Source organism: Enterobacter sp. GER_MD16_1505_Eko_090, from assembly GCF_003331015.1.
Classification (GTDB): Bacteria; Pseudomonadota; Gammaproteobacteria; order Enterobacterales; family Enterobacteriaceae; genus Enterobacter; species Enterobacter roggenkampii.
In genome coordinates this window covers 279,792-304,897 of sequence record NZ_PUQF01000001.1, presented here as the reverse complement: position 1 = coordinate 304,897, position 25,106 = coordinate 279,792, and the positions used below count along the sequence as shown (strand labels likewise).

Sequence of the window (25,106 nt, the reverse complement as noted above, 5' to 3'; positions counted from 1 at the left end):
TAAAAAAGGACAACACCATGAGCAACACCGATATCCGCGTCGTGCCTGGCCCGGCGAACTACTTCTCCCATTCCGGAAGCCTTGCGCGTCTGAATGACTTCTTTACCCCGGAGCAGCTTTCCCGCGCGGTGTGGATTTACGGCGAGCACGCTATCGACGGCGCGCGCCCGTTCCTGCCGGAGAGCTTTCACACGCCGGGAGCGAAACACCTGCTTTTTAAAGGCCACTGCAGCGAGCGCGACGTCACCCATCTGGTGGACGAATCCGGCAGCGACGCCAGCGTGGTGATTGGCGTCGGCGGCGGCGCGGTGCTGGATACGGTCAAGGCCGTAGCGCGTCGTCTGGGGGTGCCGTTCGTGGGCATCCCCACCATTGCTGCCACCTGCGCGGCGTGGACGCCACTCTCCGTCTGGTACAACGATGCCGGTCAGGCGCTGCAGTTTGAGATCTTCGATGACGCCAACTTCCTGGTGCTGGTGGAGCCGCAGATCATTCTCAACGCCCCGGCCGAATACCTGCTGGCGGGTATCGGCGATACGCTGGCGAAGTGGTACGAAGCGGTGGTGTTGGCACCTGAGCCGGAGAACCTGCCGCTGACCGTGCGGCTTGGCCTTAACGGCGCGCTGGCGATCCGCGACGTGCTGCTGGAACACAGTGAGGAAGCGCTGGCCGACCAGCAGCGCGGCGAACAGACGCAGGCGTTCCGGGACGTGGTGGACGCGATTATCGCCGGCGGCGGGATGGTCGGCGGTCTGGGCGAGCGCTATACCCGCGTGGCGGCGGCGCATGCGGTGCACAACGGCCTAACCGTGCTGCCGCAGACGGAAAAATACCTGCACGGCACCAAGGTGGCCTACGGCATTCTGGTTCAGAGCGCCCTGCTCGGCCAGGACGACGTGCTGGCGCAGCTGGTGGCGGCGTACCGCCGCTTTAACCTGCCGACCACGCTTCGCGCGCTGGACGTCGATATTCACAACCGTGACGAGCTGGATAAGGTGATAGCCCACACCCTGCGTCCGGTGGAGTCAATTCACTCTCTGCCGGTGACGTTAACGCCCGACGTTCTGCGCGCCGCGTTTGAGAAGGTGGAATCCTTCAGCCGTTAATCGCGCCGACAGGCTATACCTAATGATGATTCTCACCACTCTCGTCACGAGGTCATCATGCAGATCGATTTAACAGGTAAAAAGGCGCTGGTTACCGGCGCCAGCCGTGGATTGGGTCGGGCTATCGCGCTGTCGCTGGCACGCGCCGGTGCCGATGTGGTTATTACGTATGAAAAATCCGCCGATAAAGCCCAGGCGGTCGCCGATGAAATTAAGGCGCTTGGGCGGCACGGCGAAGCGATTCAGGCCGACAGCGCCAGCGCGCAGGCGATTCAGGATGCCGTCACCCATGCAGCGCGTTCCCTTGGCGGGCTGGATATTCTGGTCAACAACGCGGGTATCGCGCGCGGCGGCCCGCTGGAGTCCATGACCCTGGCGGACATCGACGCGCTGATCAACGTCAACATTCGTGGCGTGGTGATCGCCATTCAGGAAGCGCTGGTGCACATGTCCGACGGCGGGCGCATCATAAACATCGGCAGCTGTCTGGCGAACCGCGTGGCGATGCCGGGCATTGCCGTTTACTCGATGACCAAGTCTGCCCTTAACTCCCTCACCCGCGGCCTGGCGCGCGATCTGGGCCCGCGCGGCATAACCGTTAACCTGGTGCATCCTGGACCGACCAACAGCGATATGAACCCGGAAGACGGCGAACAGGCGGAAGCCCAGCGCCAGATGATCGCGCTCGGCCACTACGGCCAGCCGGAAGACATCGCGGCGGCGGTCACCTTCCTTGCCAGCCCGGCCGCCGGGCAGATCTCCGGCACAGGGCTGGATGTCGACGGCGGGTTGAACGCCTGATCGCAAATTTCCTGAAAGCCTCTGTCGCCCGGCAGAGGCCTTGTCGAGCCGCCTCGATGTTTCGCTTTTTACCGCTTACTTCCATTTTATGTCCGCTCTACAGTACCCCATAAGAAATTCGGAATTTATCTAATAGTCTTATTATTTCCTTATAATTTGTGCGGGCGTACAGTGGAGGTACGGATGAAGATTGTCTGGTCTAATGGTGCAAAAAAGGCTTTTTCCAGAATTGACGAGCGGTATCAACGCCGCATTGAGGTAAAGCTTGCCGAACTGGATGACCGCTCGGCACCCCGGCCCGATATCAAAAAAATACCGGCGACAGAAAATCATTTCCGGCTACGCGTTGGCGATTACCGCATCATCTATACACTTCGGGACGATCCCGATAACCATTGTTATGTTTTAGCCGTCAAGCGCAGAACTTCAACGACTTACCTGCATGAGGAGAAAGCCACCTATGGCTGTTCAGCTAATTAAGGACGATAACGGTAAAACGCAGTATGTGGTTATTCCTTATCACGAATACTTCCGCATGTGCTCACAGATGGCAGAGATCGACGACGAAACCGATGACGATCTGGAGGATATTGAGGTCGAACACGATAGTCTGGATGACGTGGAATTGCCCGGAGACGTGTGCAGCATCATGACCTGGCAGAACGTCAGCCTGCAGGCCGCGTGGCGTATCCTGCGCGGGCTATCCCAGCAGGAGGTGGCGGAGAAACTGGGCATCAGCCAGTCCGCCGTGTCACAGCTGGAAGCGCTGGACTCCCGTCCGCAAAAGCGCACCCGCGAAAAGCTGGCGGCGATCTACGGCTGTAAGCAGGAGCAGATCAGCCTCTATCTCCCGAAAGAGGGTTAACAGCACTTCGCCCCGCCCTTGCCGCCGTAGCGGGCGTCCTGGCGGTCGCGGAAAAATTCTTCGTAGGTCATGGGCGTCTGGTCCGGATGGTTGACGCGCATATGCTCGACGTAGTTGTCGTAGTCCGGCACGCCAATCATCATTTTGGCGGCCTGTCCCAGGTACTTACCGGCTTTGGAAAGGGTGTCGAACATAGTTCTGATCTCACAGGGAATGTAGGCCGGGTAAGGCGAAGCCGCCACCCGGCACACGGGTTAATGCGCCCCTTTGGCCTGGGTCACAATCTCTTCCAGGTTTTCAGGCATGGGCTCATACGGCGTCTCTTTCGCCGTTGGCGCGTCGACTTTCAACGCCGCCAGCGCGGTCCTGAGAGAATACAACGCCAGCACCACGACCACCACCATAAAGAAGATGGTCAGCCCGGCGTCCAGACGGTTGTTAAACACCAGCTGCGACAGCTGCGATTCGGTGTACTGCGCCGGGATCTTGCCGCTGTCGATCATCGCCTGGAACTTGTTGGCGATCGCCAGGAAGCCCACCTTGTTATCCGGGCTGAAGGCCTTCTGCCAGCCCGCCGTCAGGGTACAGACCAGCAGCCACGCGGTCGGCACCAGCGCCACCCACGCGTAACGCTGGCGCTTCATCTTGAACAGCACCACCGCACAGAGCATCAGCGCCATGCCCGCCAGCATCTGGTTGGCGATACCGAACAGCGGCCACAGGGTGTTAATCCCGCCCAGCGGATCGACCACACCCTGATGCAGGAAATAGCCCCACGCCAGCACGCACAGCGCCGTCGCCAGCAGGTTAGCCGGGAGCGAATCGGTCCGCTTCAGGTTCGGGGAGATGACGCCCAACAGATCCTGCAGCATAAAGCGCGCCGCACGGGTTCCTGCATCCACCGCCGTCAGGATAAACAGCGCCTCGAACAGAATGGCGAAGTGATACCAGAACGACACGTCCATCAGCCCGCCCAGCGCGCCGTGGAGAATATACGCCATGCCGACCGCCAGCGTCGGCGCCCCGCCCGCGCGGGAGATAATCGACTGCTCGCCCACTTCGCTGGCGATGCTCGTCAACGTTTCAGGCGTAATCGCAAAGCCCCAGCCGCTCACCACCTGCGCGGCGGAAGCCACCACGTCAACAGTGCCCGCCGGAGCCAGGACCGCCATCGGGCTGTTCATCGCGAAATACACGCCCGGGTCGATAATACAGGCGGATACCAGCGCCATGATGGCGACGAAAGACTCCATCAGCATGCCGCCGTAGCCAATCAGGCAGGCCTGATTTTCATTCGCCAGCATCTTCGGCGTCGTCCCGGAGGCAATCAGCGCGTGGAAGCCGGACACCGCCCCGCAGGCGATGGTAATAAACAGGAACGGGAACAGGTTGCCGGTCCAGACCGGGCCGGTACCGTCGATAAATTTGGTTAACGCCGGCATGGTCAGCGTTGGGCGCATAATCAGAATACCGATTGCCAGCCCGACAATGGTGCCGATTTTCAGGAAGGTAGAGAGGTAGTCACGCGGGGCCAGCAGGAGCCATACCGGCAGCACCGCCGCCACAAAGCCGTAGCCCACCAGCATCCAGGTCAGCTGCACGCCGGTAAAGTCGAAGAACGGCGCCCAGGTTGGGCTTTCCGCCACCCAGCCGCCGGAGATAATGGCGAACACCAGGAACACCAGACCAATCACCGACACTTCACCAATGCGGCCCGGACGCAGGTAGCGGATGTAGATCCCCATGAACAGCGCCAGCGGAATGGTAAAGGCAACGGTGTACGTCCCCCACGGGCTGTGGGTCAGCGCTTTCACCACAATCATCGCCAGCACCGCGAGGATGATCACCATGATCATAAAGGTCGCCACCAGCGCAATCACTCCGGCGGTCGCCCCCATCTCCTCTTTCACCAGCTCACCCAGCGAACGTCCGTCGCGGCGGGTAGAGACGAACAGCACCATAAAGTCCTGCACCGCCCCCGCCAGCACCACGCCCGCGAGGATCCAGATCATCCCCGGCAGGTAGCCCATTTGCGCCGCCAGCACCGGCCCCACCAGCGGGCCGGCCCCGGCAATCGCCGCAAAATGGTGACCGAACAGCACTTTCTTGTCGGTCGGCACGTAGTCCAGACCGTCGTTATGGCGGACGGCAGGCGTCATGCGCGTTGCATCAACGCCCAGGACGTTCTTGGCGATATAGCGGCCATAAAAACGATAGGCGATCAGGTAAACGCAGACCGAGGCAACGACGATCCAGAGCGCGTTGATCTGCTCCCCCCGGTTGAGGGCGATATAGCCCAGGGCAAAAGCTCCCACAACGGAGAGCCCTGCCCATGTAAGGTATTTCCCTGAGTTGTTCATAGTTGTTGTCCGTTGTCGTGAAACAGTGAGATGTTACATTTTGTTTCTAGAACAACCGGAAAAATTTAACAACTTTGAAACGCAATAATGCGTGGTCAAACCAGAGATTTACACCACAGTGTTAAGCCGATCACTTTGATCTGAGTTAGCCCAACACCATCGTACTCAACCGGCAGGTACAGCACCGCCGCCCCTGCTCGTCGAAGACCCCAATCTCCCAGCTCTGGCTCGAACGCCCAAGATGCAGCGGCTGACACACGCCGCGAACCTTGCCGTGGGATACCGCCCGATGATGCGTGGCGTTCAGCTCCGTGCCCACCACGCTCTGCCCGTCGCGGGTCATCAGAAATCCGGCCATTGAGCCAAGCGTTTCCGCCAGCGCCGCCGACGCCCCGCCGTGCAGCAGGCCAAACGGCTGATGGGTACGCGCATCCACCGGCATCTCCGCTTCCAGCGCGTCGTCCCCGAGGCGGGTATAGACGATGCCCAGGTTCGCCACCAGGGTATTCACGCTGGTGGCGTTCAGCTCCTCAAGCGATAAATGACGTTTCCAGATCATTTACGCCCCCAGCGTGGAGCCGCCGTCCACCACGATATCCTGCAGGGTGATGTGGCTGGCGGCATCGGAGGCAAGGAACAGCACGGTCGCAGCTATCTCCTGCGGGCGGGCGATTTTGCCCAGCGGAATGCCGAGCTTAAACTGCTCGCCGAAGCCGCGAATGCGCTGCTGCTCCGCATCGTCGCTTTTCCACAGGGTGCGCTGCATATCGGTGTCCGTTGAGCCCGGCGACACCAGGTTACAGCGTACGCCGCTGCCCGCCAGCTCCAGCCCGACGGTCAGGGCCAGGCTTTTCAGCGCCGCTTTCGATGCGCCGTAGGCGCTCATGCCGATGCGCGGCGCGTGCGCCGCGTCGGACGCCACGGTAACAATCGCCCCGCCCTGCTGACGGCGGAACTGGCCCATCGTCTGCTGGAACAGGTTGAACGCACCGCCGACGTTGACCGCGAAGGTCTGCTGCCAGTCCTCCTGCGAAAGCTGGTCCGTCGCCCCCATGCGCAGGATGCCCGCCGCGTTGACCAGCACGTCCAGGCGGTCGAGCGAAGCCAGCACGCGCCCGCACACCTCATGCACCTGCCCGGCATCCGCCACGTCCAGCGTTTCGGTGGCAAACGGATAGTCATCCTGCGGGAATGCCAGATCGAAGCCGGTCACCTGCGCGCCGGCTTCGGCAAACGCCAGTGCGGTCGCGTAGCCAATCCCCTTCCCCGCGCCCGTCACCCAGACGGTTTTGCCGGTGAAATCAAACACCATCACTTCACCTCGCGGGAGAGCAGCGCCCACCAGGCGTCGAGGGTCGGATTTTTGGCCAGCATCACGAAATCGATATCGCCGTGTACTTTGCGCCAGCGGGCGGCCAGCGCCATCATGCGCACTGAATCCAGGCCGTAGTCGATCAGGTTTTCGTCATCCATCGGCTCGTCGGACTCGTCCAGCAGCGGCAGGATCAGCGCGCGCAGCGCGGCTTTCGTTGCCGGAACGGACGGCAGCAGCTCGTCGGTCATCACCACGCGGCCAGAACGTCCTGCCACGTATTTCAGCGACATCAGGTGCTCGTCGCGGGTGAAGTCCGCCAGCGCATCGGCAATAAAGAACGGCTTAATGTCGCGCATAAAGGCGTCGGTGGCGGTGGTCATGCAGCCGATGTGGGCGTAAACGCCGGTAATCAGCAGCTGGTTGCGGCCGGTCTCTTTCAGCATCTGCTCCAGCGGCGAGCGGTGAAACGCGCTGTAGCGCCACTTCACCAGCACGGTGTCCGCTTCGTCCGGCGTCAGTTCAGCCACGATGCGCTGCTGCTCCGGCGAGCGGGTCAGGCCCGGCCCCCACATGTCGTTCAGGAGGGCGCGGTCTTCATCGCTCTGCTCTTTCGGCTGCGCGGTGTAGTACACCGGGATATTGTGTTCTTTGCAGTACGCGCGCAGTTTAGCGATGTTCGCGACTACCTGCTGCATCATGTCGCTATTTTCGCCCCAGAAGTTCAGGAAATACTCCTGCATATCGTGGATCAACAGCGCGGCGCGCTCCGGTTCAAACGCCCAGTTCACCTTGCTGGTCGGCAGCTCTGCGGCGGTCGGCAGCGCGTAAGCGGTTAATATTGGAATGGCCATACTCTGTTCCTCAGCCCCGGGCGCGTTCAGCAAGCCACAGGCGCAACTGTTTCTTATCAACTTTGCCGACCGGCGTCAGCGGGAGCGCATCCACGCTCTCCACGCGGTCCGGCAGCTTAAATTCGGCGACGCCCTGCTCGCGCAGGAAGCGGCGCACCTCCACCGCGCGCAGGGGCTGTTTCACCACCAGATACGCGCAGCTCTTCTCGCCCAGCAGGCTGTCCTCCATGCTCACCAGCGCGGCGTGGATCACCGACTCATGGCGCAGCAGCAGGTTCTCGATCTCCTCGGCGGCGATCTTCTCGCCGCCGCGGTTGATCTGATCTTTCTCGCGCCCCTGCACGGTGATGTAGCCCTGCTCGTCAATGGCGATCAGATCCCCGGAGCAGTAAAAGCCGTCGGCGTCGAAGGCGCTGGCGTTGTGTTCCGGGCTGTTGAAATAGCCGCGGAAGGTGTACGGGCCGCGCGTCATCAGGCGTCCGACCTCCCCACGCGGCAGCGGATTGCCGTGCTCGTCCGCCACCCACACTTCGTCGTCCGGGCACATCGGGCGGCCCTGGGTGTTGATGATGCGTTCCGGGGCGTCGTCGAGCGCGGTGTAGTTCACCAGCCCTTCCGCCATGCCGAACACCTGCTGCAGCTGGCAGCCAATTTCCGCCGGAATACGCGCGGCGAGCGTGGCGGAGAGGCGTGCGCCGCCCACCTGGAGCAGCTTGAGGGATTTCAGCTGCGCGTTCCCCGCGCCGTCGGCAATCGCCTGCAGCCAGAGGCTGACCGCCGGCGGGACCAGCGAGGTGACGTTAATCTGATGCTGTTCGATCAGCGGGAAGCAGAGCGTGGCGCTCGGATCGTTCGCCAGCACCACGCAGCCGCCCGCAGTAAAGACGCCTAACGATCCCGGCGAGCTCATGGCGTAGTTGTGCGCCGCAGGGAGCGCGTTCAGGTAACGCGTTTCGGCGGTAATGCCGCAGATCTCGTTGCTGCGACGAATGCTGTAGTCATAGTCGTTGTGCGTTCGCGGGATCAGCTTCGGCGTGCCGGTGCTGCCGCCGGAGAGCTGGAAGAACGCCACTTCGTCGGCGGGCGTCGGGTTCGGGATGAAGTTGTCCGCGGGACGCGCAATCGCCGCGTCCAGGGCATGTTCACCCTTATCGCCGCGCAGCAGCACGACGCGTACCGAACGGTGTTCCCCCACGAAAGCGTTGAGGAAGTCATCGCCCGCAAACAGCGCGTGGTCGCGATCGGCGATCAGCACGGCGGGGTTGATCTGCGCCGCGTAGGCGTTCAGCTCGCTGCGCTGATGGCTAAAGAGCGCGTTCACCGGCGCGACGCCAATTTGCAGCAGCGCGAAGAAGGTGATGTAGAACTCGGCCACGTTGCCAAGCTGCACCAGCGCCGTCTCGCCGCGCTGCAATCCTCGCGCCTGAAGGGCTGAGGCCAGGTTGTTTACGGCCTGATTCAGCGCGCGGTAGGTAATGTGGCGATCGCCATCGATAATCGCCATCGCATCGCTGTCCGCCCGATCCGTCAGGATGTGGGTCAACGGCAGATCCTGCCAGTAGCCTTTTTCACGGTAGCGGCGGGCAAAATCCTCAGGCCAGCGGGTAAAGGGAATGGTCATGAGTCTTCCTTAGTGCAAACCAAAAACGTTAAGCATGGTGGAGAGCTTTACGCCCGTCTCGCGCCACTCGCCCACCGGGGAGGAGGCAGGCACAATGCCCGCGCCGGCAAACAGGCGAACGGTATTTTCGCGAAGACGCGCGCAGCGGATGGTCACCACCCACTCGCCGTTGCCTTCGCTGTCGCACCAGCCAACGATGCCGCCGAACAGCTCGCGGTCGAACGGCTCCAGTTCGGCAATCAGCTCTTTCGCCGCCTGATGCGGGAAGCCGCTCAGCGCCGGGGTCGGGTGCAGCAGGCAGGCCAGCGTCAGGGCGTTCTCGTTTTCACGCGCCTCGCCTTCTACCGGCGTTGCCAGATGCCACAGCGTCGGCGTGGTAATCAGTTGAGGAGAATCAGGCATGCTGAGATGGTGGCTGCGCGGTGCCAGAATGGCCTTCATCGCCTGGGTGACCAGGTCGTGCTCGTGACGGTCCTTTTCGGACGCCAGCAGCTTGTTGCCCGCCTCGCGATCCAGCACATCGTCAGGCTGACGGCGCGCGGAGCCCGCCAGCGGCAGCGAGCTAAAGTGCGCTCCCTCTTTGCGCAGCAGCAGCTCCGGGCTGGCGCCCAGCAGCACCCCGCCGTCTTCCAGCGGCACGTGGAAGTTGAAGCTCGCCGGGTTCTGGGCGATCAGGCGCTCCATCAGGGCGCCGCTGTCCAGGCGTTTGTCGGTCGCGATATCAATCAGGCGCGACAGGACCACCTTGTTCACCTGCGGCGTGGCGGTCAGCGACGCGGCGCGCGCGACCATCTCTTCGAAGACGGGCTGCGGCGGGATCTCGGCGCGTTGTGCCACCTTCAGGGCCTGCGCGCCGGAAAAATAGCGTGCTGACTGCTGACGTGCGGGACGGGAAAAGGTCTCCCAGCGTTGCGGAATAAACAGCGACGAGGGCTTGCGGGTGTCGAACGGGATCGCCCCCACCATCACCGGGTGAGCAATACCGCTGGCTTTTGCCGTGCGGAAGGCCTGGGCTAATTTTTGCTGGAAGCGACCCGCCGGATCGTCACCGCCGACGGCGGGTTCACTGAAGCGGGCAAAGCAGCCGGACGTGGTAAAGCTGCGGTAAGGCGACATAAAGAAAAAACGGTCTGATTCCAGCGTGGTTGCGGCGTGCTGAACTTCCTCAGCCAGGGACGTATCCATATCATCCTCCTCAAAATGATAAAAGAAGCAATAATGATTATCATTTATATTTTCGTCGGCTAACCTAATCCCACATCGCTTCGCTGTCAACCGTCGGGCAAATAACTTGCGCGACAAAAGCTTGCATCCCGTTGCGGCAACTATGAAAATGAGAAGCATTATCTCCAACAAAAACAGGATCCCGCGCTGTGAAATTCCCTGCCGTTTTCCGTAATCCCCTGCTTTTATTATCACTTTTTGTTTTAGGACTTACCTCAGCCGCTGCCGCCGACTGGCCCCGTCAGGTGACCGACAGCCGCGGCGTTCACACGCTTGAGAGCAAACCGACGCGCATTGTCTCCACCAGCGTGACCTTAACCGGCTCCCTGTTGGCCATTGACGCACCGGTCGTCGCCAGCGGCGCGACCACGCCGAACAACCGCGTGGCGGATGGACAGGGTTTCCTGCGCCAGTGGGGCGATATCGCGAAGCAGCGCAAGGTTGCCCGGCTGTATATCGGCGAGCCCAGCGCTGAAGCGGTGGCCGCGCAAATGCCGGACCTGATTTTGATCAGCGCCACCGGCGGGGATTCCGCGCTGGCGCTGTACGATCAGCTTTCCGCCATTGCGCCGACGCTTATCATCAACTACGACGACAAGAGCTGGCAGGCGCTGCTGACCCAGCTGGGCGAGATCACCGGACACGAAAAGCAGGCCGCAGAGCGCATTGCCGCGTTTGATAAACAGCTCGCGCAGGTGAAACAGCAGATGACGCTGCCGCCGCAGCCGGTGAACGCCATCGTCTACACCGCCGCCGCGCATTCCGCCAACCTGTGGACCACGGAATCGGCGCAGGGCAAGCTGCTGCACCAGCTGGGCTTTACGCTGGCGGACCTGCCTGCCGGGTTGCAGACCTCAACAAGCCAGGGCAAGCGCCACGACATTATCCAGCTGGGCGGTGAAAACCTGGCGACGGGGCTGAACGGCGAAGGGCTGTTTGTGTTTGCCGGTGACGAGAAAGACGTGGCGGCGATTTACGCTAACCCGCTGCTGGCGCACCTGCCGTCGGTGAAAAACAAGCGCGTGTGGGCGTTGGGAACCGAGACGTTCCGCCTGGATTATTACAGCGCGATGCTGGTGTTGCAGCGTTTGAATGCGATGTTTAAATAACAGGCACGTTCCCCGTAGGCCCGGTAAGCGCAGCGCCACCGGGCGTTTTGTCGGGTGGCGGCTCCGCCTTACCCGACCTACAAGGTCACCACACTCTCCTGCCTGAACCGGCGCAATTCCACCAGCGCCACCAATAAGATCACACCAACCATCGCTAACACAAACCCGCTGCTGCTCGCGGACGCCGCCGGGGTCATTATTGCCCCCAGCCCGCCGAGGATCGCCGCGCCAATGGCATCGCCCGTGACGTTTTGCGCGGTCCACAGGCCGTTAATGCGCCCGAGCATTCCTTCCGGCGTCTGGGTCTGGATCAGGGTGTACTGCAGCAGCGAGCTGATGGCGCTCAGCCAGCCAAAGATCACCAGACACATCACCCCCAGCGCCCAGACCGGCATCAGGCTAAAGAAGCCGATAGCGATAAACGAGGCCAGCGTGGCAAGCAGCATAATCAACCCCGGCCGCGCGCTCTGTGCCAGGTTGCCGCTGGTCAGCGCCCCGCACGCCGCGCCGAGCGGAATGGCGGCGTAGAGAATGCCTATTTCCGAGGCGCTCATCTGCCACTCTCCCGTCAGCGCCGGGTAGAGCACGCGCACGGCGCTCGCCATCGTCAGCAGGCCGCCGAGCAGCGCAATCCCGCCAATCAGCGGGTTGCTGAACAGGAAACGAATCGCGGCCATCAGGGACTTCAGCGGGTGCTCGCGCGGCTGCGGCGGAGGTGGCAACAGCGGCAGGCGCAGCAGCGTCAGCGTGGTGATAAAGGTCCCCGCCGCGGCCAGGCCGTAGTTCCACGCCACGTTGCCGGTTGCCAGCAGCAGGCCGCCGACCATCGGCGAAATCACCGAGCCGAGGCGCACGGTGAGCATGGTGATCGCCCCCGCCTGCATCAGATTTTCTCGCCCGACCAGCGCGGGCGTCGCCGCCAGCAGCGCCGTCACGCCTAACGAGGCGAAGAAGCCGTCCCACAGCCCCAGGGTATAAATCACCATCAGCGACGGCTCCGGCAGCATGGCGTTCAGACACAGCCCGATAAAGCCCACGCCGCAGGTGCCGCGCGCCAGCAGGATCAGCTTTTTACGCTCGTAGCGGTCCGCCAGCACGCCGCCGACCATCAGACCGATAAACATCGCCCCGCCGGTTAAGGTGACGGATAGCCCTACCAGCCAGCTGGAGTGAGTGATGGTCTGGATTTGCACCGGCACGGCCACACCAAGCAAACCGAGGGACAAAATGGAGATAAAGCGAGCGATAAACACGGCGCGATACGCCGGGTGTGTTTTGAGCAGGCTGAGGTTGAGCAGCCAGGATTTTTGATTCATGACAAAGCCTTGAGTGTAATTCTACCCATTCCATGGGCGCACATGCTAACATAGCCAAATAAGATAGATAACGATAATCACTATCATTATCAAATCATGGATGTTGCTATGTCGTTTTCCTCTTCTTCGGTGCGCGCCGTTGCCGTGCCCGTTTTATTGCTGCTATTGAGCCTGGCGATTGCACTCAGCCTGCTGGTCGGCGCCAGGCCGCTGCCTGCGTCCGTTATTGTCGATGCGTTCTCCGGCACCTGTCAGAGCGCCGACTGCACTATCGTGCTCGACGCCCGCCTGCCCCGCACCCTTGCTGGACTGCTGGCCGGCGGCGCGCTCGGTCTTGCCGGTGCCCTGATGCAAACCCTCACCCGCAACCCGCTGGCGGACCCCGGCATTCTCGGCGTTAACTCTGGCGCCAGCTTTGCCATCGTGCTGGGCGCGGCGCTCTTCGGCTTCACCTCTCCGTCTGAGCAGCTGGTAATGGCCTTCTGCGGCGCGCTGGCCGCCTCGCTGGTGGTCGCGTTTACCGGCAGCCAGGGCGGCGGACAGCTGAGCCCGGTACGCCTGACGCTGGCGGGCGTGGCGCTTGCCGCGGTGCTGGAAGGCTTGTCCAACGGCATCGCCCTGCTCAACCCGGACGTTTACGACCAGCTGCGCTTCTGGCAGGCCGGTTCGCTGGATATCCGCACCCTTGAAACCCTGAAAGTGGTGGCGTTCCCGGTCATTATCGCTGCCGCCGTGGCGCTGTGTTTAAGCCGGGCGCTGAATAGCCTGAGCCTCGGCAGCGACACCGCCACCGCGCTCGGCAACCGCGTCGCGCGCACGCAGCTGATTGGCCTGCTGGCCATCACCGTGCTGTGCGGCAGCGCGACCGCCGTGGTCGGGCCAATCGCCTTTATCGGCCTGATGATGCCGCACATGGCGCGCTGGCTGGTAGGGGCGGATCACCGCTGGTCTCTGCCGGTGACTCTGCTGGCGACGCCTGCCCTGCTGCTGTTTGCCGACGTGCTGGGCCGCCTGCTGGTGCCGGGTGAACTGCGCGTCTCGGTGGTCAGCGCCTTTATCGGCGCGCCGGTGCTGATTTTCCTGGTGCGCCGTAAACGCGGAGGTGGCGCATGAGGGCCCCGTCCCGGCGTTTAGTCACCAGCGTCTCCCTGCTGGTCGTCGCCAGTCTGCTGCTGGCGGTCTGGAGCCTGCAAAGCGGTGCCGTAACGCTTGATTTCGCGCAGGTCTTTCACGCTCTCACCGGCAACGCGCCGCGTAACATCACCATGGTGGTCACCGAGTGGCGACTGCCGCGCGTGGCGATGGCAATCCTGGTCGGCGCGGCGCTCGGCGTCAGCGGTGCGATATTCCAGTCGTTGATGCGCAACCCGCTCGGCAGCCCGGACGTGATGGGCCTCAATACCGGGGCCTGGAGCGGCGTGCTGGTGGCGATGGTGCTGTTCGGCCAGCACCTGACGGCCATTACCTTCACGGCGATGGCGGGCGGCATTCTGACGTCGCTGGTTATCTGGCTGCTGGCCTGGCGCAACGGCATCGACACTTTCCGGCTGATCATTATCGGTATCGGCATCCGTGCGATGCTGATGGCCTTTAACACCTGGCTGCTGCTGCAGGCCTCGCTGGAAACGGCGCTTTCCGCCGGGCTGTGGTACGCAGGCTCTCTCAACGGCCTGACGTGGGGCAAAACCTGGCCCGCCGCGCCGCTGATTGTGCTGATGTTTATCGGCGCGCTGCTGCTGGTGCGACGCATGCGGCTGCTGGAGATGGGCGACGACAGCGCCTGCGCGCTGGGCGTGAGCGTCGAACGCTCGCGCCTGATGCTGATGCTGGTGGCGGTCTTGCTGACCGCAGCGTCTACCGCCATCGCCGGGCCGATCTCGTTTATCGCCCTTGTCGCGCCGCATATCGCACGACGTCTAAGCGGGACGGCGCGCTGGGGATTAACTCAGGCGGCGCTGTGCGGCGCGCTGTTACTGCTGGCCGCCGATCTCTGCGCCCAGCGGCTGTTTATGCCTTATCAACTGCCGGTGGGCGTGGTGACCGTCAGCCTCGGCGGGATTTACCTTATCGTCTTGCTCGTTCAGGAGTCACGCAAGAAATGACAGACACAACCACCCGCTTGCGCGGCGAAAACCTCACCCTCGGCTACGGCAAAAAAATCATTGCCCGTGATTTATCCGTCGCCATTCCGGACGGCCACTTCACGGCGATTATCGGCCCGAACGGCTGCGGCAAATCGACCCTGCTGCGCACGCTGAGCCGCCTGATGACGCCGGTGGAGGGGAGTGTCTTCCTGGACGGGGAGCAGATCCAGCGCTTCGCCAGCAAAGAGGTGGCCAGGCGCATCGGGCTGCTGGCGCAAAACGCCACCACGCCGGGGGACATCACGGTGCAGGAACTGGTCTCGCGCGGGCGCTACCCGCACCAGCCGCTGTTTACCCGCTGGCGTAAAGAGGACGACGAGGCGGTGAACCGCGCGATGCGGGCGACGGGCATCACCGATCTCGCCCAGCAGAGCGTGGACACCCTCTCCGGCGGCCAGCGTCAGCGGGCGTGGATTGCGATGGTGCTGGCGCAGGAAACGTCGATCATGCTGCTGGACGAGCCGACAACCTGGCTGGACATCAGCCACCAGATTGATCTGCTGGAGCTGCTTAGCGAGCTGAACCGCACGCAGGGCTACACCCTGGCGGCGGTGCTGCACGATTTAAACCAGGCGTGCCGTTACGCCACGCACCTGATTGCCTTGCGCGACGGGGAGATTGTGGCCCAGGGCGCGCCGAAGGAGATTGTCACACCGGAGCTGATCGCGCGGATCTACGGTATGCGCTGCATGATTATTGACGATCCGGTGGCGGGAACGCCGCTGGTGGTGCCGTTAGGTCGGCGGTAATTGCCGGGTGGCGGCTACGCCTTACCCGGCCTACACTCGGCTCCCGTAGGCCGGGTAAGGCGTAGCCGCCACCCGGCGCTTTTGACGTTACCCCAAAATCTCCCTCAACACTGGCCCAATTTTCTCAAACGCCTGCGGTGAAATGATATCCACGTGGGCGCAATCCTGGCTGTACACCTCCAGTTCCCCCACCCACGGTGCCCAGGCGGCCTGCGGATCCATCATGCGCGTGCGTTCGGCAACAAACAGCGTTGCTATACCGTCAAAGCGTGAACTGTGCGCCGTGGTGAGCAGCCGCACCGCATCGGCGTAGTTGCCTTCGATAGCGTTAAACAGCTCGCTGGAGCCCTGTCCCTGCTGGGCGGCGATAAACGCCTGACGCTCGCGCTCGATTTCCGCCAGCACCGCCGGGTCGAGGCCGTTGGCCTCTTTTTCCGCCCAGTTCTGGGTTTCCGGCGGCCAGGTATCCAGCAGGCCGAGGAACGCCACCGCTTCCCCCTGCTCGCGCAGGCGGGCCGCAATGCCCTGCGCCAGCGTGCCGCCGAGGGAATAGCCGAACAGGTAATACGGCCCCTGCGGCTGCTGCTTACGCAACGTGTTCAGGTGATGATCGATCACCCCATCGAGATCCGCGCACTGCTGCATCGGGCCGTTTGGCCGCGGCGACTGAATGCCGACGATTGACCAGCGCGGGCTGAGGTAGCGCGCCAGGACGCTAAACTGCCAGGCAAAGCCGGACGCCGGATGGAAGCAGAACAGCGTCGGGCCGTTGCTTTCACGCAGCGGCAGAACGGTTTCATACCCCAGACGCTGCGCCTGCTCGTCGCTCATTTGCGAGTCCAGCAGCGCGCTAAGCTTGCTCACCGTGGAGGCGACCATAATTTGCCCCGGCGTGACCTTACGGCTAAACGCGCGGCTGAGCTGAGCCGCGAGGCGCATCGCCAGCAGCGAGTGGCCGCCGAGGGCAAAGAAATCCGCCTCAATGTCGCTGATCTCACAGCCCAGCAGCGCGGAAAACGCCTGCGCGACGGCGACTTCGGTTTCAGTCTCCGGCGCACGGCCGGAGGATTTACTCGTCAGCTCCGGCAGCGGCAGCGCCTTGCGGTCAAGCTTGCCGTTGGCGCTCAGCGGCAGCGCGCTGATTTGCAGCAGCACCACCGGCACCATATGCGGCGGCAGCTGGGTTTTGAGCGATTCCAGCAGCGCGTCAAGGTCCAGCGGTAAGCCGGATTCAGAAACCACGTACCCCACCAGCTGGCGGGCATCGCCGCCCGTTGCCGCCGCCTGGTTGAAGACGCAGGCGTGCGCCACGGCCTGGGCCACGTCCGGCAGCGACAGCATCGCCCGGTCGATTTCACCCAGCTCGATGCGCTGGCCGCGAATTTTCAGCTGGTCGTCGCTGCGGCCCAGATATTCCACCGCGCCGTTATCCAGCCAGCGGGCAACGTCCCCGGTGCGGTACATGCGCTCGCCCGCCGCGAACGGGTCGGCGATAAAGCGGCTGGCGGTGAGATCGGGGCGTCCCAGATATCCCTGCGCCAGCTGGATGCCGGTGAGGTAGAGATCCCCCGCCACGCCGAACGGTACCGGGCGCATCATCGCATCCAGAATGCGCAGCCCCGTATTCCACACCGGGAAACCGATCGGCACGCTGTTGCCCTCCACCGCCGCCAGTTCAGGGCCGTACGCCGGATACCAGCTGACGTCCACCGCCGCTTCCGTCGGGCCGTAAAGGTTATGCAGCGGCACGTGCGTCAGCTGTTCCCACTCGCGGCACAGCGCCGTCGGCAGCGCTTCGCCGCTGCAGAACACCTGCTTAAGCGTTTTGCAGCAGTCGACGTTTTCCGACGTCAGCGAGGCGACAAACGCCGCCAGCATCGACGGCACGAAGTGGGTTGTCGTCACGCCGTAGTGCGTGAAGAAGCTCTGCATCGCCTGCGGATCGCGGTGCGCGTCCGGCTCCGCCATCACCAGCTTTGCCCCGGCGATAAACGGCCACCAGAACTCCCACACCGACACGTCAAAGCTGCACGGCGTTTTCTGCGCCACCACATCGTTCGCGCCCAGCGGATAATGGTCCTGCATCCACTTCAGGCGGTTAACGATGGCAGTATGGCCGACCATGACCCCTTTTGGACGCCCGGTCGAGCCGGAGGTAAAGATGATGTACGCCGTCTGCTCCGGCTTTGCCAGACGCAGCGGCTCAGCATCGGTGGCCGGTAACAGTGTGTTGTAACTACACGTCGTAATAGGCAGATCGCTAAAGCGCGGAAGCTGTTCGTCGGTGGTAATGAGCAGGGACGGCTTCGCGTCCTCGAGCATCATCCGCAGGCGATCGTCCGGGTAGCCGGTGTCGAGCGGCAGCCACGCGGCGCCCGCCTCCACAATGCCGTGCAAGGCTAACGTCAGGAATACCGAGCGCGGCAGGGCCACCGCCACGCTGTCGCCCGGCTTCACGCCGCGCGCGCGCAGCAGGTTTGCCAGCGCGACGACCTGCTCGCGCATCTGACGATAGCTGAGTTCAACGTGCGCATCCGCCAGCGCCGGGGCATCCGGCGTTTTGCTCGCCTGTTCCGCCACCAGATCCGCGAGCGTGGTGGACGGCAGCGCCAGCCCGGTATCGTTGATGCGCGCGAGCTTTGCGTATTCCTGCTCTGAAACGGTTTCCACCTCGCCGCAGCGCAGGTCCGGATTGGCCGCAAACTGCACCAGCATTGCGTTCAGCCGCGCCACGTGACGCGTCAGCGTCGCCTCATCGTAGCGCTGCTTATTGGCGAGGATCTCCATGCTCAGCCCGCCCTGCTCGTCCGGGAACAGCGCCAGCTCCAGATCGTTCACCGGGCCGGTCGCCAGCGTGTGGGTGATGGCCTCCACGCCGTCGATATCCAGCTGGTAGTCGAACACTTTAACGTTCAGCACCGGGCCAAACAGCGCTTCATCACCCGCCGCTTTCCCGCTGTCGCGCACGATCTGCTCGGCGTCGTAGCGCTGGTGGCGGCGCATTTTTTTCAGCTGGTTCGCCAGGCGCAGCGCCAGCGAGGGCAGGCTCTCCTGGGGATCGATATTGACCGCCAGCGGCAGGACGTTAAGCACCGGCCCGGTCGCGGTGAGCGCCGCGGATCCCATCCGGCGCATAAAGATAAACCCGGCGGCGTAGTCCAGCCGTCCGGTGAGGCGCCCCAGCCACAGCGCCACCAGCGCAAGCGCCAGGTCGGTGCGCTGTACCTGCCCTGCCGCCTGTGCAAGCTGGCTGAAGGCGCGTCCGTCGGCGGTAATTTTCAGACGCAGAATGTCGGTCGTCGCGGCGCGGCCCGGCAGCGGCGCGGAGGAGAGCGAGACCGGAGAAGGCAGCTGTTTGCGCTGCCCGGCCCAGAAGGCGCCGTCGCGCCGGTACGCCTCGCTGTCGCGATAGCGCTGATACTCGTCCACCACCTCTGCAAATGGCGTAAACGGGGATTCCGGCGTGGGTTCGCCCTTTTTCCACGCGGCATAAATCGCGGCGATCTGGCGGGTTATGGCCGGGAAGCTGAAGCCATCCACCACCAGATGGTGATAGCGCTGATACCAGTACCAGTGGTTTTCACCGACCTGAATCAGTTGATGAAAGGCCAGCGGCTGCCCGCTGTCGACGCGCAGGTTCTGGTTAAGATCGGCGTTCATCAGCGCCACGGCGGCGGCGTGGGAATCAACGCGAACGATGGACGGTTCCGGCAGAATGAAGGTGTCATCCACCCACTGCCACACCTCACCGTTGTCTTCCGCAAAGCGCATGCGCAGGGTATCGGCCTGCATCATGCCCGCGGCAACGGCTTTTGCCAGCAGCGGCGCATCGATATCGCCTTTCAGCTCGGTGTAGTGCGCCACGCTCCAGGCGTTTGGCAGCGTGGACAGCTGTTCCGCCATCCAGATGCCCGGCTGGGCGGCGACGAGAGGAAGACGGTTCATACGTTCTCCCCCGCGAAATAAGACGGCTCAAGCGTCTGCCAGCGTTCCGCCAGCCACTGCTGGCACGCCTCCTGAGACTGTGCTTCGCACACCACGCCCCACCCTGCCGGCAGTTCGCACTGCTGTGGCCACAGGCTGTACTGCCCCTGGTCGTTTTGCAAAATGGCGAACTGTCCCTGCGGATTATCGAAAGGATTGCTGAATTCCATACAGACTCCGTTAGTGAATAAGCGGCTGCCAGAGGGTGATAAGCCCCTGCGTCAGCCCACCGCGCCAGCAAAGCGCATCGTGTCCGCCGTCAACCTGACGCCAAATAACCGGTTGGTGTGTGTGCAGTTCGGCATAAATCGCCTGATTCGCGCGGAAGATGAGCGGCTCGTTGCGCCCGGCCTCAAGAAGGATGCGTAACCCGCGAGGGGATATTTCGCCGGTTTTAAGTTGCTCGATTAACAGCCCGTCCTGCTGGCCGCCGCGGTGTGGCCACCAGTAGGAGCCGGACTGGCTAAGCACGCAACCAAAACGCTGCGGCCAGTTGAGGCCAGCATAAAGCGACGCGAGACCGCCAAAGCTCTGGCCAGCCACCACCGTACGGTCGGCGCGGTCGCTAAACGGCACGCGTTTTTTAACAAGGGGGAGAAGTTCTTCCTGCACCGCCAGCCAGAAGTCGGGATTGCACGGCAGCTCGCGGTTGCGATGCGCCATATCGATAACATCGATTAAGACGTAGACCGCAGGCGGTAATTTGCGCCCGGTGGTGAGCGACGCCAGCGCAGGCCAGACGGGCATGCTTTCGGCCCAGAACTGCCCGTCGAGCAGCACCGCCAGCGGGCGTTCCAGGTCTTCCCCACCGGTGGCGAAAATCCAGATGCGACGGCGATTTTTCAGGCGCGCGCTTTCCCACTCAATGCAGACTGGCGGCTGATACGGCGTATCGGGATGATTCCACCCCGGCTGAACGGGTGCTTCCGGCATTTCCAACGCCGAGACGGCATGGCCGCGCCCGCCGCGCCAGCTTTGCGGGTTCAGCGGGTCTGAAACCGCGTGCGGCAGCAGCTTGCGCCAGCCTTCACGCAGCGCCATGCGTTCCGGCTGCTCGCCTTCAAACACGACGCTGGCAAAATCGTTTTCATTCACGGAAGGGATAAAACAGTAGCTTCCGCGCCACTCGGGGCTGAACTCGCCCTGCCACTGCCAGACGTCGGTATCGGGAATGCGTTCGAGGGACTGCGGGCGGGCATTTTGGTGGTGATCGGTCACGCCGGTGACGTAGAGCCAGACGCGTTTGATCGGTGACGTTCTTTGCGTTCCTGCCGGGTCACGCCACCAGAACGTGACGCGATAGTTTCCCTTTTCCGGCGTCCATTCAGGCCCGTTTTTCGACTGCCACCACGCTTCACTTCCCGTTGTTAACGCCGTCACCCTTATAACCTCATGTTTAACAGTCTTTTTTGTTTCAGAGCAAATTTTATTGATAATATTATTGATAACTATTTGCATTTGCAATAGCGTAGTGCCCGCGCTGTGGGAAGCGCTCATAAAACAACCACAAAAGCAGGACGTACAATGAATAAGAAGATTCACTCTCTGGCCTTGCTGGTCAATTTAGGGATTTATGGCGTCACGCTGCCTGCTCTGGCAGACGACAACACCGCCTCTGCGCAGCACGAAGATACGATGGTGATCACCGCCGCCGAGCAGAATCTGCAGGCGCCGGGGGTATCGACCATCACCGCCGATGAGATCCGCAAAAACCCGCCCGCGCGCGACGTGGCGGAAATCATCCGCACCATGCCGGGCGTTAACCTGACCGGTAACTCCACCAGCGGCCAGCGCGGGAATAACCGTCAGATTGATATCCGCGGCATGGGGCCAGAAAACACCCTGATCCTGATCGACGGCAAGCCGGTGACCAGCCGAAACTCCATCCGTCTGGGCTGGCGCGGCGAGCGCGACACCCGCGGCGATACCGGCTGGGTGCCGCCGGAGATGATCGAGCGCATCGAAGTGATCCGCGGTCCGGCCGCCGCGCGCTATGGCAACGGCGCGGCAGGCGGCGTGGTGAACATCATCACCAAAAAATTCGACGACCAGTGGCACGGCTCCTGGAACACCTACCTGAATGCGCCTGAGCACAAGGATGAAGGTTCCACCAAACGCACCAACTTCAGCCTGAGCGGCCCGCTGGGCGGCGACTTCAGCTTCCGCATGTTCGGTAACCTGGACAAAACCCAGGCCGACGCGTGGGACATCAACCAGGGTCACCAGTCTGACCGTACCGGCGCCTACGCCGACACGCTGCCTGCTGGCCGCGAGGGTGTAGAAAATAAAGACATCAACGGCGTGGTGCGCTGGGACTTTGCGCCGATGCAGTCTCTGGAATTTGAGGCGGGCTACAGCCGTCAGAATAACCTCTACGCCGGTGATACCCAGAACACCAACAACGACAACAGCTCCAGCGGCCTGGTGAAAAAGAACTCCGGCAAAGAAACCAACCGTATCTATCGCCAGAACTTCGCGGTGACCTGGAACGGCGGCTGGGATAACGGCATTACCACCAGCAACTGGGCGCAGTACGAGCACACCCGCAACTCCCGTCTGGGTGAAGGGCTGGCGGGCGGTACGGAAGGCTTGTTCAACAGCAATAAATTCACCGACACCGATCTGGCCGACGTGATGCTGCACAGCGAAATCAACCTGCCGATTGATTTCCTCGTTAATCAGAACCTGACGCTGGGTACCGAGTGGAACCAGCAGCGCATGAAAGATTCCACCTCCTTCACGCAAACCCTGCAGGGCGGCACCATTCCGGGCATGAGTAACGATCGCAGCCCGTACACCTCAGCGGAAATCTTCTCCCTGTTCGCTGAGAACAACATGGAGCTGACCGACAGCACCATCCTGACCCCTGCCCTGCGCTTCGACCACCACACCATCGTCGGCAACAACTGGAGCCCGTCCCTGAACCTGTCGCAGGGTCTGGGGGATGACTTCACGCTGAAGATGGGTATCGCCCGCGCCTATAAGGCGCCAAGCCTGTATCAGACCAACCCGAACTACCTGCTCTACAGCAAAGGTCAGGGCTGCTACGCCAGCTCCGACGGCGTAGGCTGCTACATGATGGGTAACGACGATCTTAAGGCCGAAACCAGCATCAACAAAGAGATTGGTCTGGAGTGGAAGCGCGACGGCTGGCTGGCGGGCGTGACCTGGTTCCGCAACGACTACCGCAACAAGATCGAAGCGGGCTACGCGCCGATCGGCCACACCTCGTCCGGTAAAGTGCAGACGGATATCTACCAGTGGGAAAACGTGCCGAAAGCGGTGGTTGAAGGGCTGGAAGGCTCCCTGAACGTGCCGGTCAGCGACACCATTAACTGGACCAACAACATCACCTACATGCTGCAGAGCAAGAACAAGGAGACCGGCGACCGTCTGTCGATCATTCCGGAGTACACGCTGAACTCGACACTGAGCTGGCAGGTTCATCAGGACGTGTCGCTCCAGTCGACCTTTACCTGGTACGGCAAGCAGCAGCCGAAGAAGTACAACTACAAAGGTCAGCCTGTGACCGGGTCTGAAAAAGACGAGGTCAGCCCGTACAGCATCGTTGGCCTGAGCGCGACCTGGGACATGACCAAAAACGTCAGCCTGACCGGCGGCGTGGATAACGTCTTCGACAAGCGTCAGTGGCGTGCGGGTAATGCCCAGACGACCGGGAACGCCACCACCGGCGCGTATATGTACGGCGCGGGGGCTTATACCTATAATGAGCCAGGCCGCACGTGGTATATGAGCGTGAATACGCGATTCTGATAAAGGCAACAACGCCTCCCTCTCCCTGTGGGAGAGGGCTGGGTGAGGGCATCAGGCCGCACTATTTATTGATAGAGGGGAAACCATGCACACCACCCACCGCACGTTCATTCTCGCCGGCCATACCGTACACCACGTCACCTTCGCCCCAACCACCTTCACCGACGCCGATCTCCTCTGGCTCCCCCACCACGCTGAGCTTGCAAACGCCGGGCGCAAACGCAAAGCCGAGCATCTGGCAGGCCGCATCGCCGCCGCGCATGCCTTACCTGACCACACCGTGCCCGGCATCGGCCCCAGCGGTGAACCGCTCTGGCCGGAAGGCGTTTCAGGAAGCATCACCCACAGCGGCACGCAGGCGATGGCGGTTGTAACATGCGACCATCCGGCGATTATCGGCATCGATTGCGAAACGATCCTCTCCGAGAATGAAGCTCAGGAAATAAAAGACGGCGTCATTGATGCCCAGGAAGAGCTCGTCCTTTCCTGCTCAGGTTTTCCGTTCCCCCTCGCCCTGACGCTGGCGTTTAGCGCCAAAGAGAGCCTGTTCAAAGCCCTCTTTCCGAAGGTACAGTCCTGGATGGGGTTTGACAGCACTCGCGTCACACAGCTCGACGATAAAACGCTTACCCTGGCATTAACCCTTCAACGCGCAGGATACGCCAAAGCCACCGCCTTCACCCTTCACTGGCGACAGCACGGCGAACAGGCGATCACCCTGCTGTAAGGCTCTCCTGCCGACGGGAATGCAGAGGCTCAACCCGACACCAAACATGCCTGAAAAAATGATCCCCATAACCCATTCTGTTTGATTCGGCTGTTATCTTTCAGGCATTCGGTGTAAACCACGCAGAACAGGCCGGATGCGAGGGTATTTCAAATAATGCGTTAACGATAGGTCATAGTAAACGACGCCGTGGCGCTCACCGAGCCTGATCGAGCATTCGCAGAGGTCATATAATAAGCGGCCTTAAAGGGAATATTGACGATTTCTCCTGCCGAGGTCGTCGTGCCGTATTTAATAAGCTTGCCGAACTGCACGGGCGAATCGTTATATTTTAGCTGAATGCCCAAACCTGTAGCCGTCGAACTGCTGTTTAACCCCAATACTCCGTTAACAGGATCGGCAAGCGGGCTGACATTATCCAACGTCACATTCACTGCGGTCTGTGCACTACAGATAAGCGGTATGGAAAATGTCACCTGATTCTGGGTGCTGCCGACGCCGTTAAACTTCGGTAATAGCGCAATTCCCATATTAATATTCAAATTTTTATCTTCAATCTGACAGGATGCAGTGCTTATATTCATCGGCGAAAATATATATTTAAAAAGCGGCAGGCGCATAATGTTATTACTTCTCGGAGTACTGTATTCCATATTTATCGCCAGAGCGGGTATTGAGCCCGTCTCCGGGGTAGTGCTGGTTTTGATCAGCTCAAAAGTATCCGTGAACGTTGATACACCATCCTGGAGGATCCCTCGCCTCCAGTTCGGGTTATTGAGGTCCATTCTGGTGACAAATTCGCTACTTTGCGTGGTGCTGGAAAAGTTCTTCCACCGGATGCCAATGCCAGGAACCTCTGTCGCCCGCACGTTTGCCAGCGGCGAGGCGCCGTAATCCGTATTCGCCCCGGAGAGCTGAATAAACCACGAGCCATCGTATCCGATTTGCTGACCCTCAGGGTCACATTTTATGGGGTTACTGGTAATTATCGTTGCTAATACCGTTCCAACCGGCGCATCCCGCTGAACGACAATATTGTGATCGAAGTTGACCGCTACGTCGTTTGCAGAACACAGCGCAAAGGCATTCAGAGAGACAGCGCATCCCACGGCTGCCGTCGCGATTTTAAATACGGTGGACATGATATGTTCCTTCATTTC

22 protein-coding genes and 1 pseudogene are annotated in these 25,106 nt (G+C 61.7%); 10 read left to right on the top strand and 13 right to left on the bottom strand.

Annotation, left to right across the window (positions count from 1 at the left end):
- Positions 1-17: 17 nt before the first annotated feature.
- The 4 genes from C6A40_RS01425 (at position 18) to C6A40_RS01410 (ending at position 2,772) form a co-directional block, all read left to right on the top strand.
- On the top strand, positions 18-1,106 hold the full coding sequence (locus C6A40_RS01425; protein ID WP_045335467.1) for an oxidoreductase: 1,089 nt from the start codon (positions 18-20) through the stop codon (positions 1,104-1,106).
- A gap of 57 nt (positions 1,107-1,163) precedes the next feature.
- Positions 1,164-1,907, top strand: coding sequence for an SDR family NAD(P)-dependent oxidoreductase (locus C6A40_RS01420; protein WP_023343567.1), 744 nt, complete (start codon positions 1,164-1,166; stop codon positions 1,905-1,907).
- Between the two features lie 183 nt (positions 1,908-2,090).
- Positions 2,091-2,387: a type II toxin-antitoxin system RelE family toxin gene (locus tag C6A40_RS01415; RefSeq protein WP_045335466.1), complete on the top strand. Its 297-nt coding sequence runs from the start codon at positions 2,091-2,093 to the stop codon at positions 2,385-2,387.
- Positions 2,368-2,772: a helix-turn-helix domain-containing protein gene (locus tag C6A40_RS01410; protein WP_008500997.1), complete on the top strand. Its 405-nt coding sequence runs from the start codon at positions 2,368-2,370 to the stop codon at positions 2,770-2,772. Before C6A40_RS01415 ends, C6A40_RS01410 begins: the two co-directional genes overlap by 20 nt.
- Here the strand turns inward: C6A40_RS01410 and C6A40_RS01405 are convergent.
- From C6A40_RS01405 to entC, 7 genes are all read right to left on the bottom strand, one after another.
- Positions 2,769-2,966 carry a YbdD/YjiX family protein gene (locus C6A40_RS01405; protein WP_006809671.1) on the bottom strand — a complete coding sequence of 66 codons (198 nt, stop codon included), beginning with the start codon at positions 2,964-2,966 and terminating at the stop codon, positions 2,769-2,771. The genes C6A40_RS01410 and C6A40_RS01405 overlap by 4 nt on opposite strands.
- 60 nt (positions 2,967-3,026) lie before the next feature.
- A complete protein-coding gene (gene cstA, locus C6A40_RS01400) occupies positions 3,027-5,132 on the bottom strand; it encodes a pyruvate/proton symporter CstA (protein WP_045335465.1) in 2,106 nt (701 codons plus the stop codon).
- Positions 5,133-5,277: 145 nt separating this feature from the next.
- Entirely contained in the window at positions 5,278-5,691 is a 414-nt protein-coding gene (gene entH, locus C6A40_RS01395) for a proofreading thioesterase EntH (RefSeq protein WP_008500995.1), read from the bottom strand.
- On the bottom strand, positions 5,692-6,444 hold the full coding sequence (gene entA, locus C6A40_RS01390; protein WP_025912701.1) for a 2,3-dihydro-2,3-dihydroxybenzoate dehydrogenase EntA: 753 nt from the start codon (positions 6,442-6,444) through the stop codon (positions 5,692-5,694). It lies immediately after the preceding gene.
- Complete coding sequence (locus tag C6A40_RS01385) at positions 6,444-7,298, bottom strand: isochorismatase family protein (RefSeq protein ID WP_045335464.1); 855 nt, start codon at positions 7,296-7,298, stop codon at positions 6,444-6,446. Before C6A40_RS01385 ends, entA begins: the two co-directional genes overlap by 1 nt.
- A gap of 10 nt (positions 7,299-7,308) precedes the next feature.
- Positions 7,309-8,919 carry a (2,3-dihydroxybenzoyl)adenylate synthase EntE gene (entE, locus tag C6A40_RS01380; RefSeq protein WP_045335463.1) on the bottom strand — a complete coding sequence of 537 codons (1,611 nt, stop codon included), beginning with the start codon at positions 8,917-8,919 and terminating at the stop codon, positions 7,309-7,311.
- A gap of 9 nt (positions 8,920-8,928) precedes the next feature.
- A complete protein-coding gene (gene entC, locus C6A40_RS01375) occupies positions 8,929-10,104 on the bottom strand; it encodes an isochorismate synthase EntC (RefSeq protein WP_045335462.1) in 1,176 nt (391 codons plus the stop codon).
- A 188-nt stretch (positions 10,105-10,292) separates the two neighbouring features.
- Here entC and fepB point away from each other — a divergent pair, with 188 nt between their 5' ends.
- Positions 10,293-11,252 (top strand): Fe2+-enterobactin ABC transporter substrate-binding protein, encoded by a 960-nt coding sequence (gene fepB / locus C6A40_RS01370; RefSeq protein ID WP_045335461.1) that lies wholly within the window; start codon positions 10,293-10,295, stop codon positions 11,250-11,252.
- 77 nt (positions 11,253-11,329) lie between these two features.
- On the opposite strand, the gene entS is transcribed toward fepB, so the two are convergent.
- The gene (gene entS, locus C6A40_RS01365; RefSeq protein ID WP_114191223.1) at positions 11,330-12,568 is read right to left on the bottom strand and encodes an enterobactin transporter EntS; all 1,239 of its coding nucleotides are present in this window, start codon (positions 12,566-12,568) and stop codon (positions 11,330-11,332) included.
- 108 nt (positions 12,569-12,676) lie between these two features.
- Here entS and fepD point away from each other — a divergent pair, with 108 nt between their 5' ends.
- The 3 genes from fepD to fepC are packed head-to-tail and all read left to right on the top strand — an operon-like array spanning position 12,677 to position 15,461.
- A complete protein-coding gene (gene fepD / locus C6A40_RS01360) occupies positions 12,677-13,681 on the top strand; it encodes a Fe(3+)-siderophore ABC transporter permease (RefSeq protein ID WP_045335459.1) in 1,005 nt (334 codons plus the stop codon).
- Positions 13,678-14,670, top strand: a complete 993-nt coding sequence (gene fepG, locus C6A40_RS01355) for an iron-enterobactin ABC transporter permease (RefSeq protein ID WP_044597018.1) — start codon at positions 13,678-13,680, stop codon at positions 14,668-14,670. The genes fepD and fepG overlap by 4 nt, the downstream gene beginning before the upstream one ends.
- Positions 14,667-15,461, top strand: coding sequence for an iron-enterobactin ABC transporter ATP-binding protein (fepC, locus tag C6A40_RS01350; protein ID WP_045335458.1), 795 nt, complete (start codon positions 14,667-14,669; stop codon positions 15,459-15,461). Before fepG ends, fepC begins: the two co-directional genes overlap by 4 nt.
- An 87-nt stretch (positions 15,462-15,548) precedes the next feature.
- Here the strand turns inward: fepC and entF are convergent, their stop codons facing one another.
- From entF to fes, 3 genes are read right to left on the bottom strand one after another with little or no spacing between them, the layout of a single operon-like run.
- A complete protein-coding gene (entF, locus tag C6A40_RS01345) occupies positions 15,549-19,406 on the bottom strand; it encodes an enterobactin non-ribosomal peptide synthetase EntF (protein ID WP_058657654.1) in 3,858 nt (1,285 codons plus the stop codon).
- The gene (locus C6A40_RS01340) at positions 19,403-19,615 is read right to left on the bottom strand and encodes an MbtH family protein (RefSeq protein WP_045335456.1); all 213 of its coding nucleotides are present in this window, start codon (positions 19,613-19,615) and stop codon (positions 19,403-19,405) included. Before C6A40_RS01340 ends, entF begins: the two co-directional genes overlap by 4 nt.
- Before the next feature lie 10 nt (positions 19,616-19,625).
- Positions 19,626-20,825: an enterochelin esterase gene (gene fes / locus C6A40_RS01335; RefSeq protein ID WP_045335455.1), complete on the bottom strand. Its 1,200-nt coding sequence runs from the start codon at positions 20,823-20,825 to the stop codon at positions 19,626-19,628.
- 144 nt (positions 20,826-20,969) lie between these two features.
- On the opposite strand from fes, the gene C6A40_RS01330 reads away from it, so the two are divergent.
- Together C6A40_RS01330 and entD are read left to right on the top strand one after the other, a co-directional pair.
- Positions 20,970-23,219 carry a TonB-dependent siderophore receptor gene (locus C6A40_RS01330; protein ID WP_114191222.1) on the top strand — a complete coding sequence of 750 codons (2,250 nt, stop codon included), beginning with the start codon at positions 20,970-20,972 and terminating at the stop codon, positions 23,217-23,219.
- An 85-nt stretch (positions 23,220-23,304) separates the two neighbouring features.
- Complete coding sequence (gene entD / locus C6A40_RS01325) at positions 23,305-23,946, top strand: enterobactin synthase subunit EntD (protein WP_045335453.1); 642 nt, start codon at positions 23,305-23,307, stop codon at positions 23,944-23,946.
- Positions 23,947-23,958: 12 nt separating this feature from the next.
- On the opposite strand, the pseudogene C6A40_RS25570 reads toward entD, so the two are convergent.
- Positions 23,959-24,083: pseudogene (locus tag C6A40_RS25570) on the bottom strand (metal ABC transporter permease); the annotation flags it as partial.
- Positions 24,084-24,107: 24 nt separating this feature from the next.
- Positions 24,108-25,088 (bottom strand): fimbrial protein, encoded by a 981-nt coding sequence (locus C6A40_RS01320; protein WP_025912689.1) that lies wholly within the window; start codon positions 25,086-25,088, stop codon positions 24,108-24,110.
- Between the last annotated feature and the right edge of the window lie 18 nt (positions 25,089-25,106).